The sequence below is a fragment of the Paraliobacillus sp. PM-2 genome (assembly GCF_001368815.1).
GTDB lineage: Bacteria > Bacillota > Bacilli > Bacillales > Amphibacillaceae > Paraliobacillus.
In genome coordinates, this window is record NZ_CTEI01000001.1 from 743,394 (window position 1) to 760,249 (window position 16,856).

At 34.5% G+C, this 16,856-nt stretch carries 13 protein-coding genes; 12 read left to right on the forward strand and 1 reads right to left on the reverse strand.

Annotated elements, in window-relative coordinates:
• Positions 1 to 252 precede the first annotated feature (252 nt).
• The 3 genes from secA (at position 253) to BN1058_RS03365 (ending at position 4,980) form a co-directional block, all read left to right on the forward strand.
• Complete coding sequence (gene secA, locus BN1058_RS03355; RefSeq protein WP_090852856.1) at positions 253 to 2,760, forward strand: preprotein translocase subunit SecA; 2,508 nt, start codon at positions 253 to 255, stop codon at positions 2,758 to 2,760.
• 87 nt (positions 2,761 to 2,847) lie between these two features.
• Positions 2,848 to 3,949, forward strand: a protein-coding gene (prfB, locus tag BN1058_RS03360; RefSeq protein ID WP_141652111.1) for a peptide chain release factor 2 whose coding sequence is annotated in 2 segments (ribosomal slippage) — positions 2,848 to 2,919 and positions 2,921 to 3,949 — 1,101 coding nt in all. Because the reading frame shifts where the segments join, the coding sequence is not laid out codon by codon here.
• A gap of 164 nt (positions 3,950 to 4,113) precedes the next feature.
• Positions 4,114 to 4,980, forward strand: coding sequence for a YitT family protein (locus BN1058_RS03365; RefSeq protein ID WP_090852860.1), 867 nt, complete (start codon positions 4,114 to 4,116; stop codon positions 4,978 to 4,980).
• Between the two features lie 217 nt (positions 4,981 to 5,197).
• On the opposite strand, the gene BN1058_RS03370 is transcribed toward BN1058_RS03365, so the two are convergent.
• Positions 5,198 to 5,638 carry a cell wall hydrolase gene (locus tag BN1058_RS03370; protein WP_090852863.1) on the reverse strand — a complete coding sequence of 147 codons (441 nt, stop codon included), beginning with the start codon at positions 5,636 to 5,638 and terminating at the stop codon, positions 5,198 to 5,200.
• Positions 5,639 to 6,089: 451 nt separating this feature from the next.
• On the opposite strand from BN1058_RS03370, the gene ftsE reads away from it, so the two are divergent.
• From ftsE to BN1058_RS03415, 9 genes are all read left to right on the forward strand, one after another.
• Complete coding sequence (ftsE, locus tag BN1058_RS03375; RefSeq protein ID WP_090852866.1) at positions 6,090 to 6,776, forward strand: cell division ATP-binding protein FtsE; 687 nt, start codon at positions 6,090 to 6,092, stop codon at positions 6,774 to 6,776.
• Positions 6,766 to 7,659, forward strand: a complete 894-nt coding sequence (gene ftsX / locus BN1058_RS03380; protein WP_090852869.1) for a permease-like cell division protein FtsX — start codon at positions 6,766 to 6,768, stop codon at positions 7,657 to 7,659. Before ftsE ends, ftsX begins: the two co-directional genes overlap by 11 nt.
• A gap of 75 nt (positions 7,660 to 7,734) precedes the next feature.
• On the forward strand, positions 7,735 to 9,048 hold the full coding sequence (locus BN1058_RS03385) for a murein hydrolase activator EnvC family protein (RefSeq protein ID WP_090852872.1): 1,314 nt from the start codon (positions 7,735 to 7,737) through the stop codon (positions 9,046 to 9,048).
• A gap of 141 nt (positions 9,049 to 9,189) precedes the next feature.
• Positions 9,190 to 10,665 carry a S41 family peptidase gene (locus tag BN1058_RS03390; RefSeq protein WP_090855939.1) on the forward strand — a complete coding sequence of 492 codons (1,476 nt, stop codon included), beginning with the start codon at positions 9,190 to 9,192 and terminating at the stop codon, positions 10,663 to 10,665.
• Between the two features lie 113 nt (positions 10,666 to 10,778).
• A complete protein-coding gene (locus BN1058_RS03395; protein WP_255306971.1) occupies positions 10,779 to 11,969 on the forward strand; it encodes a PDZ domain-containing protein in 1,191 nt (396 codons plus the stop codon).
• A 269-nt stretch (positions 11,970 to 12,238) separates the two neighbouring features.
• A complete protein-coding gene (locus tag BN1058_RS03400; protein ID WP_090852875.1) occupies positions 12,239 to 13,240 on the forward strand; it encodes a LacI family DNA-binding transcriptional regulator in 1,002 nt (333 codons plus the stop codon).
• Between the two features lie 449 nt (positions 13,241 to 13,689).
• Entirely contained in the window at positions 13,690 to 15,012 is a 1,323-nt protein-coding gene (locus tag BN1058_RS03405) for a sugar ABC transporter substrate-binding protein (protein WP_090852878.1), read from the forward strand.
• A gap of 95 nt (positions 15,013 to 15,107) precedes the next feature.
• Entirely contained in the window at positions 15,108 to 16,010 is a 903-nt protein-coding gene (locus BN1058_RS03410; protein ID WP_090852881.1) for a carbohydrate ABC transporter permease, read from the forward strand.
• Positions 16,011 to 16,012: 2 nt separating this feature from the next.
• Positions 16,013 to 16,849, forward strand: a complete 837-nt coding sequence (locus BN1058_RS03415) for a carbohydrate ABC transporter permease (protein WP_090852884.1) — start codon at positions 16,013 to 16,015, stop codon at positions 16,847 to 16,849.
• Positions 16,850 to 16,856: the final 7 nt, after the last annotated feature.

Genomic DNA, 16,856 nt, shown 5'->3' on the forward strand with positions numbered 1-16,856 from the left:
TGTGATGGTATGAATAAAGAAGTTCTCTCCTACTGTCACAGGAGTCTAAGTTACAAAAAAATAGTATTGTCATAAACCGTCAGAATCGAATGTTAGAAGAGATGATTCTGATGGTTTTTTCATGGTCTTACATACGTTGTTTCTTCTGTTTCTATGCTTGTTTTTACCATATGCTAGTGTTATGATTAAAGATAGTCTAAGCGTGTAGTGTAAGGTAAAAAAAGTGTATTTTATCAATAAGGAGCTCATAAAATGCGTGGATTATTAAAGAAAGTGTTTGACGGGAACCAACGTCAACTGAATCAACTTCAAAAAACAGTAGATCAAATAGAAGCATTAGAAAGTGATTTTGAAAAATTATCTGATGAAGCTTTGACAGCAAAAACGGAAGAATTTAAACAACGTTATCAAGATGGTGAGCAGTTAGATGACTTACTTGTGGAAGCTTATGCCGTTGTCCGTGAAGCAGCGAAACGCGTATTAGATATGCGCCCGTTCCCTGTTCAATTATTAGGTGCTATTGCTTTGCATGATGGTAATATTGCAGAAATGAAGACAGGTGAAGGGAAAACATTAGCTTCCACTATGCCTGCATATTTAAATGCAATATCAGGTAAAGGCGTACACATTATCACAGTTAACGAATACTTAGCTAGCCGTGATGCCGAAGAAATGGGAAAACTTTATGCGTTTTTAGGATTGACTGTCGGTTTAAACAGAAATGATATGTCTAAAGAAGAGAAACGGAATGCTTATTTAGCTGATATCACTTATGGTACAAATAATGAATTCGGCTTTGATTATTTACGTGATAACATGGTGCTTTATAAAGAGCAAATGGTGCAACGTCCTTTGCCATTTGCGATCATTGATGAGGTCGATTCCATTTTAATTGATGAAGCTAGAACGCCATTGATTATTTCTGGTTCAGCAAGAAAATCAGCAAGTTTGTACCAACAAGCGAATTCCTTCGTTCGTACGTTGAAAAATGAAGTGGATTATACCTATGATGAGAAGACAAAAGGGGTACAACTAACAGAAGAAGGCATTAATAAAGCCGAACGATTCTTCAATATTGAAAACTTATTTGACTTAAATCATGTGACATTAACACATCATATTAATCAGGCATTGAAGGCTCATGTAGCAATGCATCGTGATACAGATTATGTCATTGAAGAAGGTCAAGTCGTTATTGTTGACCAATTTACCGGTCGTTTGATGAAAGGTAGAAGGTATAGTGATGGCCTTCATCAAGCCATTGAAGCGAAGGAAGGCCTACAAATTCAAAATGAAAGCATGACACTCGCTTCGATTACATTCCAAAACTTTTTCCGTATGTATGAGAAACTAGCTGGGATGACTGGTACGGCTAAGACAGAAGAAGAAGAATTCAGAAATATTTATAATATGGATGTTATTGCTATACCGACAAATCGTCCGATTGTACGTGATGACAAAGCCGATTTAATTTTCAAAACAATGAATGGTAAATTCCAAGCAGTTGTAGAAGATATTAAACAAAGATATCAAGCGGGACAGCCTGTACTTGTGGGTACAGTAGCAGTCGAAACGTCTGAATTAATTTCTAAGTTGCTGAAAAAAGCTGGCGTAAAACATAATGTATTAAACGCAAAAAACCACTATCGAGAAGCAGAAATTATTGAAAATGCGGGTCAACCAGGTGCTGTAACGATCGCTACAAACATGGCCGGTCGTGGGACAGATATTAAACTCGGCGAAGGTGTGAAAGAGCTAGGTGGTTTAGCTGTTATTGGTACGGAACGTCATGAATCGCGTCGTATTGATAATCAGCTTAGAGGACGTTCTGGGCGTCAAGGTGATCCTGGTGTGACACAATTTTATTTGTCTATGGAAGATGAACTAATGCGTCGCTTTGGTTCTGACAATATGCGTGCAATGATGGATCGATTTGGTATGGATGATGCACAACCAATTGAAAGTAAAGTCGTTTCTCGTGCCGTAGAGTCCGCACAAAAACGTGTAGAAGGTAATAACTTTGATGCACGTAAAACGATCCTTTCTTATGATGATGTATTGCGTCAACAGCGTGAGATCATTTATAAACAGCGTTTTGATGTGATTGATTCGGATAATTTAAGAGAAATCATTGAACAAATGATTCAAACTGTGGTAGAAACGACAGTTCATGCACATACACAAGATGATGATCCGGAAAAATGGGATACGAATGCGATCATAGAATATGTGCATGCAAACTTAGTTGAAGAAAACTATCTGGTAGAAGCTGAATTGAAAGACAAAGAGCCAGATAACATGATTGATCACATTATGACTAAAGTTCGTGAAAAATATGATCAAAAGGAACAAGATCTAACACCAGAACAAATGCGTGAGTTTGAAAAGGTAATCGTCTTACGTACAGTAGATACAAAATGGATGGATCATATTGATCAAATGGATCAACTTCGTCAAGGTATTCATTTACGTGCCTATGGACAAAATGACCCATTGCGTGAGTATCAAATGGAAGGCTTTGCGATGTTTGAGGCAATGATCGAATCCATTAACGAAGAAGTTGCTCGTTATGTGATGAAAGCCCAAGTACGTGAGAATCTAGAACGTCAAGAAGTTGCGAAAAATGCAACAGCCGTTTCTGGAGATGACAGTAAAAAAGAAAAGAAAAAGCAACCTTTCGTTAAAACAGATAATGTTGGTCGAAATGACCCATGCCCATGTGGTAGCGGAAAAAAATATAAACATTGTCATGGGAAATAAGTTTAGAAATAAGACACTTCTAATATTAAGAAGTGTCTTGTCTTTGCAAACGAATGATAAAATAAAAGCTTTTGAGGTGAACACAGAATGGAATTATCAGAGATAAAACAAGAATTAGAAAAAATGGCTAATCGATTAGCGGACTTTAGGGGGTCTCTTTGACTTAGAAGAGAAGCGTACAAGAATCGCCGAATTAGAAGAAGAAATGACTGACCCAGATTTTTGGAATAACCAACAAAATGCTCAAAAAGTAATTAATGAAGTCAACGGATTAAAAGATCTGGTGCATACCTTTGATAGACATGAAGAAACATTGGAAAATTTAGAGGTTTCCTATGAGCTAGTAAAAGAAGAGGACGATCCAGAATTACGTGCAGAACTAGAGCCGGAAGTACAAGCGTTGACAGAAGCATTAAACCAATTTGAACTATTTATGCTTCTTAGTGAACCCTATGATAAAAACAATGCGATTTTAGAATTGCATCCTGGTGCTGGTGGAACAGAGTCACAGGATTGGGCAAGTATGTTACTCAGAATGTATACACGTTGGGCAGAATCAAAGAATTTCAAAGTAGAAACATTAGACTATCTTCCTGGAGATGAAGCTGGGGTTAAAAGTGTGACACTAATGATTAAAGGGCACAATGCATATGGTTACTTAAAGGCGGAAAAAGGGGTACATCGTTTAGTACGAATATCTCCGTTTGATTCTTCAGGTCGACGTCATACGTCATTTGTATCTTGTGAGGTAATGCCTGAATTAGATGATGATATAGATGTGGATATCAATACAGAAGACTTAAAAATCGATACGTATCGTTCAAGTGGTGCTGGTGGTCAGCACGTAAATACAACTGATTCAGCTGTTCGAATTACACACCTACCAACCAACACAGTTGTTACGTGTCAATCGGAACGTTCACAAATAAAAAACCGTGAGCAAGCAATGAAAATGTTAAAAGCAAAGCTATATCAATTAGAATTAGAGAAGCAACGAGAAGAGTTAGATGAAATAAGAGGCGAACAAAAGGAAATTGGTTGGGGAAGCCAAATCCGTTCTTATGTTTTCCATCCTTATTCCATGGTGAAAGACCACCGAACAAATGTGGAGACAGGTAATACACAAGCAGTAATGGATGGGGAAATTGATACGTTCATTGACGCCTATTTACGCTCGTTAATGAATTAATAAAAAGTGTTGTAGATCATAGGGATCTGCAACACTTTTATTTCGTTTGTTACAGACACTTTTTTACTGCAATACAATACAGTGGTAAATACAGTTGTCGTATCTAGTCAAACAATGATATACTCCATAAGGTTGATACAGAACAATAGTAGGAGTGTGTATTTATGATTGCAAAATATCGACGTCAACCTGTTCCAATGGGTTTAGTACATACGATAGAATTTAGTCTAGTCATTATTGGTTCGTTTTTTGTAGCCATTGCGTTTAATTTATTTTTATTACCAAATGAAGTAGCTTCAGGCGGCGTAGCTGGTATTAGTACAATTACGAAATATGTTTTTGATTGGGAGCCCTCAGTTGTTCAATGGGCATTAAATATTCCATTATTCATAGCAGGTGTACTTATTCTTGGCAAAAAATTTGGAGCAAAAACATTAGTAGGGACCATTCTTTTACCGTTTTTTGTATTTTTAACAAGAGAATGGCCCCCGGCAACTCCTGACCCATTATTAGGTTCGATTTTTGGTGGAATGAGTGCAGGACTTGGAATAGGAATTGTCTTCAGGGGAAAGGCATCAACAGGTGGAATTGATCTAGCGGCACAAATATTCCACAAATTTATTCCATTACCTCTAGGAATATGTGTTGCCTTATTTGATGGTATCATTGTTTTGACTGCAACATTTGTCTTCTCAATTGAACAAGGGCTTTATGCATTGATTGGTTTGTTTGTAACAAGTCGTACCATTGATTTTGTACAGGTTGGATTTAATCGTTCTAAAAATGTCATGATTATTACAGAATATGTTCAGCAGGTAAGACAAGCATTATTGGAGGATGTTGACCGTGGTGTAACCGTATGGAATGGTAAAGGTGGTTATACGAGTGAGCAAAAAGAAATAATTATGTGTGTGGTTGCTCAAAATGAATTTAATAAAGTCACACAGATGGTAAAGCGAATTGATCCAAGCGCATTTGTTGTTGCAATGAACGCCAGTGAAGTATTAGGTGAAGGTTTTAAAAAAGATTAATAAGATAGAGAGAAATAACAAAAAATAGACACTTTTTCGTAACAAGTGTCTATTTTTGATTCATAAGAAAGGGTAATTGATTTGAAGAAGAGGATCCCATTTAGAAGGATAATAATAAACGCTATACAACGGAGTAAAGGAATGGATTCGATAGATTCTATTTCTAAACAGTCTGGATTAACTAGAGATAAAAGAAGGTGTCTTATTCGCGATTGTATTAATATCTATAAGCACTAGCGCATGTATTAGCGATCGGTTCATAATAACAATGTTGTTTATATTGTCCTGTCAATGGTTGACCATACCATGTAGGAGGACATGCAGCATATGGATTAAAATACCATAGAGCATACTTAGAAGGGTGTTCCCTCCAATACTTGACCACTTGCCGTGCTAACTTTTTTTCTACCTCTCTTGCTGGGCTATAAAATAAATTTCCTTTTTGTACCGCTTCAAACGAATAATTTCCGCCTTGAACTTGAAAAATAACATCGCGTATCGACCTTACATCCTTAAAATCTAAACAATCAGCTCTTGCTCGATTTACAATCACGTTCCCCACCATAAGCATCCCTAGCCGTCCTTCACCCTCTGCTTCTGCTCTCATCATCCTTGCTATTAAATCAATGTCCTTATTGGTATATGCTACTCTTGCCATTATCATCACCTCTAAAAGAATTGTATGAACAAATTTTATAAAAATGTAAGTTTTTCGTAAGAATTTAATCTAATTGGTACCCCTAACCCACCCTACCGAAGCGGAGTCGATTTCACTCGTGTAGGAAGTATAAAACAGTTAAATTTATGTCACCATTTATGTTTATTCAAAAGAGATTTAATGTGTGTAAAACACTAGTTTCTATTTTAAAAATAGATTTTTGATTTATAGACTTATACCAATATAAATAATCAATGGACATGCGGGTTCAATTTCTCTTTTTTTGTAAAAATTAACAGGGTTTGAAATAAAAATGTAATAAAATTTGTCTAAAAAAAGTGAATTTAGATGTTATAATAAATGTGGCTTTTGATTTTGTAGATAAATATCGAATAGATGACTATTTTGAGAAATAATAGAACAATAACTTTTAAATAAAGGTGATCACATTATGATAGAAATGCAAGGCATATATAAAACATATCCAAATGGTGTAACAGCTCTTAATGGAATTGATGTTTACATTGACCAAGGTGAATTTGTCTATGTAGTTGGACCTAGTGGTGCTGGTAAATCTACATTTATCAAATTAATATTCCAAGAAGTAAAACCCTCAAAAGGTGATATAAAGGTGAATAATTGGGATTTGACAACACTTAAGCAAAAAGAAGTTCCATTTCTTCGAAGAGATATTGGTGTTGTTTATCAGGATTTTAAACTCTTACCGAAATTTACAGTTTACGAGAATATCGCATTTGCACTAGAGGTGTTAGAAGAGACACCGCGTAATATTCGTAAACGTGTCATGGAAGTACTAGACCAAGTAGGGTTAAAAAATAAAGCACGTTTTATTCCTGATGAGCTCTCTGGTGGAGAGCAACAACGTGTCTCTATTGCACGAGCGATTGCAAACCATCCCAAATTATTAATTGCAGATGAACCAACGGGAAATTTAGATCCGGAAACGTCATGGGAAATTATGAAAGTATTAGAAGAAATCAATGCTACTGGTACGACCATTTTAATGGCAACGCACAGTAAAGAAATTGTCAACACGATTAAAAAACGCGTAATCGCAATTGAAGATGGTTTGATTGTACGTGATGAACATCGAGGTGAATATGGCTATGAAGTTTAGAACATTTAAGCGACACTTTCGTGAAGGGTCAAAAAATATTTGGCGAAATAGCTGGATGACTATAGCATCGATTGGTGCGGTAACTACCACACTCATTTTAGTTGGTGCATTTTTAGCGCTGATGCTTAATTTAAATCATGTTGCAGATAATTTAGAAGAAGATGTGCATATCAAGGCATTAGTAGAGCTAACGGCAGATGAAAATGAAATGGAAACTGTTGAAGAGGAAATTAAATCTATACCAGAAGTATCATCAGTAGCGTTTTCTTCTAAAGAAGAAGAATTGAAAAGTTTAGTTGAAAGTATGGGCGATGAAGGTGGTGCTTGGGAACTTTATCAACAAGATAACCCGCTGAATAATGCTTATATTGTAAAAACAGCAGATCCACAAGACACAATGGATATCGCTTCTGAGATTGAGAATATAGACAACATTGAAAAAGTGAATTATGGACAAGATGTGGTTCAAAATCTATTTAAATTTAACGAGTATGCTAGAAACATAGGATTAGTACTAATTTTCGCACTTGTATTTACCGCGATCTTCTTAATTTCTAATACAATAAAAATTACGATTATGGCACGCAGTAAGGAGATTGGAATTATGAAACTGGTAGGTGCGACAAATTGGTTTATTCGTTGGCCATTTTTCGTTGAGGGATTGCTATTAGGTGTGTTAGGAAGTATTTTACCTATTATTATTCTATTAACAGGCTATTATTATTTGGCTAATAGCACGAACGCATTAGACCAATTTAGTTTTGTGACATTGCTAGATTTCAATCCATTTGCATGGCAATTAGCGGCAATTATACTTTTCATTGGTGCAGCAATTGGTGTGTGGGGAAGCGTGATGAGCGTCCGGAAATTCTTAAAAGTATAAGTCTTTTTTAAAAGACTTATACTCTTACATACTATTTTTATACGAATCGATTTAATACGGGGAGGATTATCAAACATGAAAAAAGTTTTTACTTACATAACGGCATTAATTGTCATAATGGGTATTATGCTACCAAGTCTATCAACTGTTACAGCAGAGAGCCTTGCCGATTTAGAGGAAAAATTAGATCAAGTAGAAAAGGATAAAAACAACGCATCTAATAAGAAAAAGTCTACCAAAGAAAAAATTGCTGAAAATGAAACACAACAAGCAGAAACAGCAAATGATATTGATACAATAAATGCACAATTAGATGAAACACAAGCAAAATTAACAAAAAAAGAAAATGAAATTGCAACAACTAATCAACAAATCAATGATAAAGAAAAAGAAATTAAGCAAACAGAAGAACAGATTGAACAACTAAAGGTAGAGATAAAAGAGTTGAAACAAAGAATTGCAGAGCGTGAAAAGTTGTTAAAGAATCGTCTGCGTTCGATTCAACAAAATGGTGGCGATATTAATTATCTAGCTGTATTAATGGGTGCACAAAGTTTTGGTGATTTTATTAATCGTGCTACTGTAGTTACGAAAATTATGGCTCAAGATAAAACGATTATGGAATCCCACCAGCAAGATAAAAAAGATTTAGAAGTAAAGAAAGTCTCCGTAGAAGATAAACAAAAACAATTAAAAGAAGATAAAGAAATATTAGAAAATAGAAAAGAGAATCTAGTAGTTCAAAAGAATGAACTAGATTCATTACAAGCTACATTAGACAGCCAAATAGAACGAAAAAGGACATTAATGGCTGAACTAGAAGAAGAACATGCACATTTAGAAGAATATAGAATGAGTTTAGCAGAGCAACAAGAAACGCTAGCGAATCAACAAGCAGTGATTGAAAGAGCTATAGAAGAAGCGAAGAAAGAAGAATCAGAACAAAATAATAACAACGATGGTGATGATAATGATTCCTCCTTATCCGGTGGAGGAAATGGTTCATTAATTTGGCCAACTACAGGACGAAGATCATCAGATTATGGTTATAGAGATTTTAATGGTGGTGGTTTTCATTATGGACTAGATATTGCAAACAGTGTTGGAACTCCGATAAAAGCTGCTGCAAGTGGGTATGTCACTCGTGCTAATTATTCAAATAGTTACGGAAATGTAGTGTATATCTATCACCCAGATTTAAAAATAACAACGGTCTATGCTCACATGAATCGTTTAAGTGTCTCCTATAATCAACGTGTCAATAAAGGGCAACAAATAGGTACGATGGGTAATACCGGTAACTCTTTTGGTAGTCATTTACATTTTGAAGTACACAAAAATTACTGGAGTTACCATGGCGGAATTGATCCTATGAAATACTTACCTTAATATCTTAGGCATGATTGTCTTTAAAAAGCATACTATAATAAAAAGAAAGGCATCGCACGTTATGTTGTGGTGCCTTTTTGTGGCATACCTGTGATACACTATAATAAAGAAATAAAGATAATTGAGGTGGAATACGTGCAAATGAAAAAAAGTTATCTCGCAATCATGCTTGTTGTAGCATTATTGATCGGGGCTGGTGGTACATATGTAACGATGCAATGGCTTGGATCAGCGGAAATAAATCAAACTGGTGACGGTATCACAAACTTTGCTGATTTATCAGAACAAGATCAAGAAGCGATTATTAATGATGCTAGTAATTCGACCACGTTATCGAAAGTCATGCAAGCATATAGCCTTATTCAAGACAATTATTTAGAAAATGTGGACAAGGATACATTGATCGAGGGTGCAGTTCAAGGAATGCTTAAAACACTAGATGATCCCTATAGTGTTTATATGGATGCAGAAACGGTAAAAGAATTCAATCAACAAATTGAATCTTCTTTTGAGGGGATTGGCGCAGAAGTAAGTATGGTCGACGGAAAAGTTACTATTGTTGCACCGATAAAGGATTCCCCTGCAGAACGTGCTGGATTAAAACCAAATGATCAAATCCTAAAAGTAAACGGAGATAGTGTTGAAGGATTAGATTTATATGAAGCTGTTTCAAAAATTCGAGGGAAGCAAGGAACAACCGTAACCTTAGAAATTGATCGTCCAGGTGTTACTGAACCATTAACGGTTGATCTTGTTCGAGACGATATACCACTAGAAACTGTTTATAGTGAAGTAAAAGAAGTAGAAGGTAAAAAACAGGGGATTATTGAAATTACATCATTCTCTGAAAAAACAGCTGATCGTTTCGAAGAAGAATTAACGTATCTAGAGGATCAAGGCATCCAAGGACTAGTTATTGATGTGAGAGGCAACCCAGGCGGATTACTAACAGCAATAGAAGACATTTTGAAACATTTTGTAACAAAAGATCAACCTTATTTACAAATAGAAAATGGTGATGGCAAGAAAGAACGCCATGTTTCTAGTTTAGAGGAAGGAAAAGAATATCCGATTAGTGTACTTATTAACGAAGGAAGTGCTTCAGCATCAGAGATATTGGCAGTATCACTAAAAGAAGCGGCTAATGCAGAAGTGGTCGGTGTTACAAGCTATGGAAAAGGCACCGTTCAACAAACCATTCCAATGGGAGATGGAAGTACGATTAAGTTAACGCTATATAAATGGTTATCTCCTAAAGGCAATTGGATTCATGAAAAAGGGGTAGAACCAACAATCAAAGTGGAACAACCTGAATATTTTTATGCAAATCCAATTCAAGTAGAAGAAACGTTCACTTATAATGATAGTGATGACAATATTGCTAATGCTCAAGTTATATTGAAAGGTTTAGGTTATGACCCTGGTCGTGAAGATGGTTATTTTAGTGAAAAAACAAAAGTAGCTATAAAAAATTATCAAAAAGACAATAAGTTAAAAGTATCAGGAGAATTAACTAATGAAACAGCTGAAAAACTTCAAACAAGTATTATAGAAAAAATTCGTAGTGGAGAAGATGATTTGCAAAAAGATGCTGCACTTCAATCATTAGTAGATTAAGAATAGATACAAAAATTGATCCACAGTACGATGTGGATCAATTTATTTAGTAAGCAGGAATTTTATTAAAAAGATCGAATATAGGAATAACGTATTAAATAGAAGGCGAGTGGATGAAAATGGATGTATGGTTAATGGAAATAGCTAAAGGAATCGGAAGGTTTTTTTTCAATCCACTTTTTTATTGTTTTTTCATCATAATACTTTTCACTTCATTAAAACGGATAAAAAAAGAACGGAAGATGTTTGGTTCAAAAATATTTGATGTGTTTGATGAAGTTCGGTATACATGGAAATCTTCTTTGCTTTTCAGTTTAATTACTACTATATTAACAGTTGGACTTGGTGTATCATTTACATATACAATTGTAGGTGCATTGTCTGTTATTACGCTTTTATCATTAATAATCAATAGATTTACATGGCTATCTGCTGCATATACCTTTGGATTTTCTTATTTACTTTTATTGTTAACACCATATTATATGGACTATCTCCCTTTCCAAATAGAACGAACAATAGAAAATAACCAATGGGTAATGTTTACTACTTTGATGGGGCTATTTTTATTATATGAGTCGTACATGATGCTGAAAATACAACAAAATGAAACCTTTCCAGAACGCATTAAAGGTACTAGAGGAAAATATATTGGTCAACATCGACTGAAAAAGGCAACACTAATACCACTTGTTACGCTATTACCAATAGGTGAACTTACTCCTCTTACAGAATGGTGGCCAATGATTCCAATAGGTAATCAGCAATTTGGATTAATTTTCTTCCCAGTGGTGATTGGTTTTGAACAAGTTATACGCGGCATGTTACCTAAAAAAGCGTTACATGGCTTAGCTCAATCATTACTCATATTAAGTTTTATTGTAATGGGTACTGCGATTGCCGGTTATTACTTACCAATTTTCACATTGATCAGTGTTGTTATTGCACTTATTGGGCGAGAATGGTTATCCATTCGTTTTAGAATGAAAGATCGTCAAAAAGGTCCCTTTTTCACACCGGAAGAAAACGGATTACGTATTTTATCTGTTATACCAACTACACCAGCCGATGAGATCGGACTACAAGTAGGAGAAAAAATCACAAAAGTAAATGGGCGTAGTGTTCATTCAGAACAGGAGTTTTATGAAGCTTTACAATTAAATTCAGCCCACTGTAAACTGGACGTTTTAGATGAACGTGGAGAAATTAGATTTGTTCAACGCGCATTATACCAAGGCGAGCATTATGAACTTGGAATTATTTTTTGTACACAACCTTCATCTGATTTAGCTGAGGCAAGGTAAAAATGAAACTTGTTGAAAGTGCATTTTTACAATAATTACATTAAATCTTCAAACTTTTATTAGATACTCATGATATACTAAGTAAAGGTCGAAAAAACAACGGTTTAAATAACAGCCAGGGCTTTATCCTCGGCTGTTATTTTATTTTATAAAATATACAGTTTGAAAAAACTTAACTGATTTATAGAAATGTTTACTAAAAATGTTTACTTTGTGACATTTTTCTTATACTATATATATAGAAAGAAGACAGAAGGGAAGGGGATTAAATGGTCACTATACGTGATATAGCCCAAAAGTCTAGTTTTTCCATTGCAACGGTTTCCAGAGTGCTCAACAATGACTCTAGTTTATCTGTTAGTGATGACACTAGAGATAAAATAAAAGCGGTTGCAAAAGAATTGGGATACAAGAAAAAACAGGAAGCTACTCAGCTAACAAAAATCGCTTTCCTATATTGGATATCCAATGAAGAAGAGCTAGAGGATGTTTTTTTTAAAGGCATCAGAACGGAACTTGAAAAGCAAGCAAAACAGCGAAAAATTGAAATCATTCGTTATAATATAAATGAAGGTATTGAAAAGGTAGCTAAGAATACAAATGCATTCATTGCAATAGGGAAATTATCTAACCGAGAAATAAAATACTTAGAACAAATAACACCTCATGGCGTATTTTTAAATTCAAATAGAGATCCTGAAAATTTAGATGCTGTACTCCCCGATTTAAAACGGATGACAGAGTCTATGATTCAATTTTTTGAGCAGGTTGGATACCAACGCATTGGTATGATTAGTGCTAAAGATTATGATGTAGAAACAAATACAGAGCTTCTTGATCTTAGAGAAGCCACGTTTAGAAATTACCAGTGTTCTCGTAATAAGCTTAGAGAAGAGGATATTTTGACTGTTCCAGTAAGTACTGTCAAGAATGGCTATAAAGTGGCGATGAAAGCAATAGAGGAAATGGGTGATAACTTACCTGAAGCTTTTTGTTGTGCAACCGATCCACTAGCAATTGGAGCTCTTCAAGCTTTTAATGAAATGCAAATACCAATTCCGCAAAGAGTTGCATTTTTTAGTATTAATAATATTAATGTAACCAAATACGTTTCTCCGCCATTAACAACATTTCATATCGATATCCCTACTATTTGTGAAACAGGATTGGATCTTTTAGAAGAAAGATTAATAAAAAATAGAACAATAGCGAAGACAGTTTATGTACAAGGTAAACCGATTTTTCGTAAGAGTACTCCAGCAAAAGATTAAAAAACGAGCATTATGCTCGTTTTTTTATTTTAACAAAAACAAGGCTGCTGCTTAGTTCATGATTAGACACCATAAAATAGTAAAAAAATTTAGTAAAATTTAATCTATAAAGCGTTTACATTTTTAATTAACGATGATATAATTTATTTAGTAAAAAATAAATAAAAAAAGGATATGTTTTTAAGTAAACAAATATTTTATTTTAACTAATTTTAAGTAGGGGATTTGCTATAGACTTAGATATTAGCAAAAGAATTGTTTTCAACATTGGTTTAATACATATTTAAATGTTGAAAGGCTGTCAAATCAATGTTTACTAAAAAGACTAATATCCAAATGTTGAAACTTGGAGGTGTTTATTAATATTTTTAACAAATATGATTGATTATGTCGTTTGTTTGTTTTAAAGCACTTTTTTAGCTAAATATCAAAACAGAGGTGATGAATTCATGCGTAAAATAACTTATTTCTTATTTATTCTTTTTTTAGCAATAATACTTTCAGCTTGCTCAGACGATAAGGGTTCAACTAATGGCAGCGCCGAATTAGATATAAAAGATCCAGAAAACTTCGATTTTGAAACAGAAGGTTTGCCCGAATATAACAAGGAAATTGCTGAGTTAGAAGATAGAACTTTAGATGTTTGGTTAGCATCAGACTTTGCTGATCAGCCATCAATCAAGGATGCTGTAGCGCAATTTGAAAGTGTTTATCCAAATGTTGATGTTAATGTTGTAGGTTATCCTTGGGAAGATATATTTGATCAGACCAGAAAAGCTGTAGGTGGTGGAAATCCTCCAGATTTAGTTCATGGTACAGGTATGATTGAAGGTGCTGAAGGCGTGGCAGAACCTCTTGATGACTTATGGAATAAATGGGGCAAAGAGGATGAATTCCTAAAAGGTGCAATTGATTTAGCAAGTTATGAAGGTACAAAGTATGGCGTTCCTATAGAAATAAATACTACTTTTTATTTCTATGATAAGGAAAAATTTGAAGAAGAAAATGTGGAAGTTCCTGAGTCATTTGAAGATTTAAGTAATATATCAAATGAATTAACAACAGATAATCAATATGGCTTTGTAACTGTAGCTAATAGTTGGGCTATCTACGGATTTATTGTTTCACAAGGTGGAAACATTGTAGAAATACATGAGGATGGTTCTACTTCTCCATCACTAAATAATGATCAAGTAGTTAAGATCATTGAAGAATATACGAATATGGCGAAGGAAGATCGTTCATCACCAATCCCTCCTCCGCAAAAAAGACAAGTAGATAACCCAATTGCAATGTTTGGTTCAGGTAGAGCAGCTTCTTTTGTTAGTGGACCTTGGGATTTAAGTTTGCTTAAAGAACAATTTCCAGAGAAATATGAGAACTTAGGAACGGCAATGATACCAGGAAATGGGGAAGGTTCTGTTGCTGGTGGAGGAAGTTTATATGTACCTACTGGCTCAGACGATAAAGAAGCATCATTTGAATTGATGAAATGGTTTGTTTCAGATAAATATGCGATGCGAATGGCAGAAGAAATGGGTAGAACACCTGTAAAGGCTGATTTATATGATTCAGATTTATTTAATGATCCTTTATTGCAACCGTTTATTGAAACTTTAGATAATGCAAAGGCTTTTCCTATTGTTAATCAGGAAGTAGTAGATATTTTCAATAGTGCGATTAGAGACATCTTTGATGGGGATGATGCAGAGACAAGACTAAATCAAGCCCAAAAAGAAGCAAAAGATGCAATAAAACGAGCAGAAGGATAAACAGCATTTACACATCAGTAATTAACAGATCTCCTATTTATTTCTGGAGATCTCTTAATTACTAGTTTTGTAAGAAAAGGGAGGTAAATCTAGTTATGAATAAGTCAACAGCATCGCTTGCATCCAACAATAAAGGAAAATGGAAAGATTATTTCACATCTTATTTATTTGCTTTACCAGCTTTACTCTTTTTATTTGTTTTTATTTTTGTTCCTATATTGTATGTAGGTTATTTAAGTTTTCATAAATATCAATTACCTGGTGAGCCAATATTTATAGGATTAGAGAATTACACCAGGGTCTTACAAGATGAAGTCTTTCTTAAAAGTATTTTCAACACAATCGTTTATACGATTTCCTCGGTGACACTCGCAGTATTACTTGCATTAGTTGTTGCCTACTTACTAAATAGAATGTTTAAAGGGAAGAAATTCTATAAAGTATTCTATTTCTTACCAACCGTTACATCAGAAGTAATTATAGCAATGATCTTCTTCTGGATGTTTGATCATAACTTAGGGGTTATAAATTATACATTAACAGCGCTCGGTATACCTGATCCCCCTGCATGGTTATTAGATCCTTTCTGGGCGATGGTCATCTTAATCATGGTTGGAACATGGCGAGGTGTATCTTATAATATTCCCATTTTATTATCAGCTTTAGAAAGTGTACCTAGATCACTCTATGAAGCTGCTGACTTAGATGGTGCAACAGATTTTCACAAATTCTTTAAGATAAGTATTCCTAGTGTAAAACCAATGATTCTTTATAGTGTTGTAATGGGGATTATCGGGTCGTTTCAAGTAGTAGCTATTGTCGATGTATTAACAGATGGTGGCCCCAAAAATAGTACACTTGTTTCTTTAAAATATATCTGGCAACAAGCCTTTGAATTTAACTATATTGGTTATGGTGCAACATTGTCCTTGGCTTTACTTCCTATATTAATTATCGGTACAGGTTTAGCATTTAAAATATCTGCAAGGGGGGATTAAACGTGGGAAAAAAAATATTGTTCTACATAACGATTACTATCATATTACTACTATTCGTTGTTCCATATTTATGGATGTTTTTAACTAGTTTTAAAACGATACCTGAAGTGATGTCCTATCCACCAAAATTTCTTCCAGGTAGTTTAAATTTAGATAACTTTATTCAAATATTAGAAGGTTCGATTATCCCAAGATCGTTATTAAACTCACTTATTGTTGCAACAGTAGGTGCGTCATTAAATGTTATTTTTGGCTCACTAGCAGCATTTGCTTTTGCTAGATTAGAATTTCCAGGAAGGGATATTCTCTTTAAAATTGTATTAGGAACGATGATGATACCAGCTGGATTATTAGTTGTTCCGTTGTTCTCTATGATGAAAAATGTACCTTTTTTTGGACCAGATGGTTTGTTAGATACGTATCCTGCACTAATTCTTCCTGGTGCAGTAACTGGCTTTGGAATCTTCTTAATCCGCCAATATCTGTATTCGATTCCAAAAGAATTAGATGAACAGGCCCGAATTGATGGATGTAATAAGTTTCAAATTTATTTTAAAATTATTCTCCCACTTTGTAAGCCGGCAATAGTACTTGTTTTTATCTTTAGTTTTTTAAATCATTGGAATGAATATTTATGGCATTTAACAGCAGTTAACTCAGAGAAAATGTTTACATTACAGATTGCATTAAAGACATTCCAAACGCAATATAGTATCAATTGGCCATTGATTATGGCTGGAGCATCTGTAGCAGCCATGCCGATGATTTTACTTTACTTCTTTTTATCGGACACCTTCGAAAAAGGCTTGGGTGGTGTAGGTACAGGAACAAAAGGCTAAATCAAGC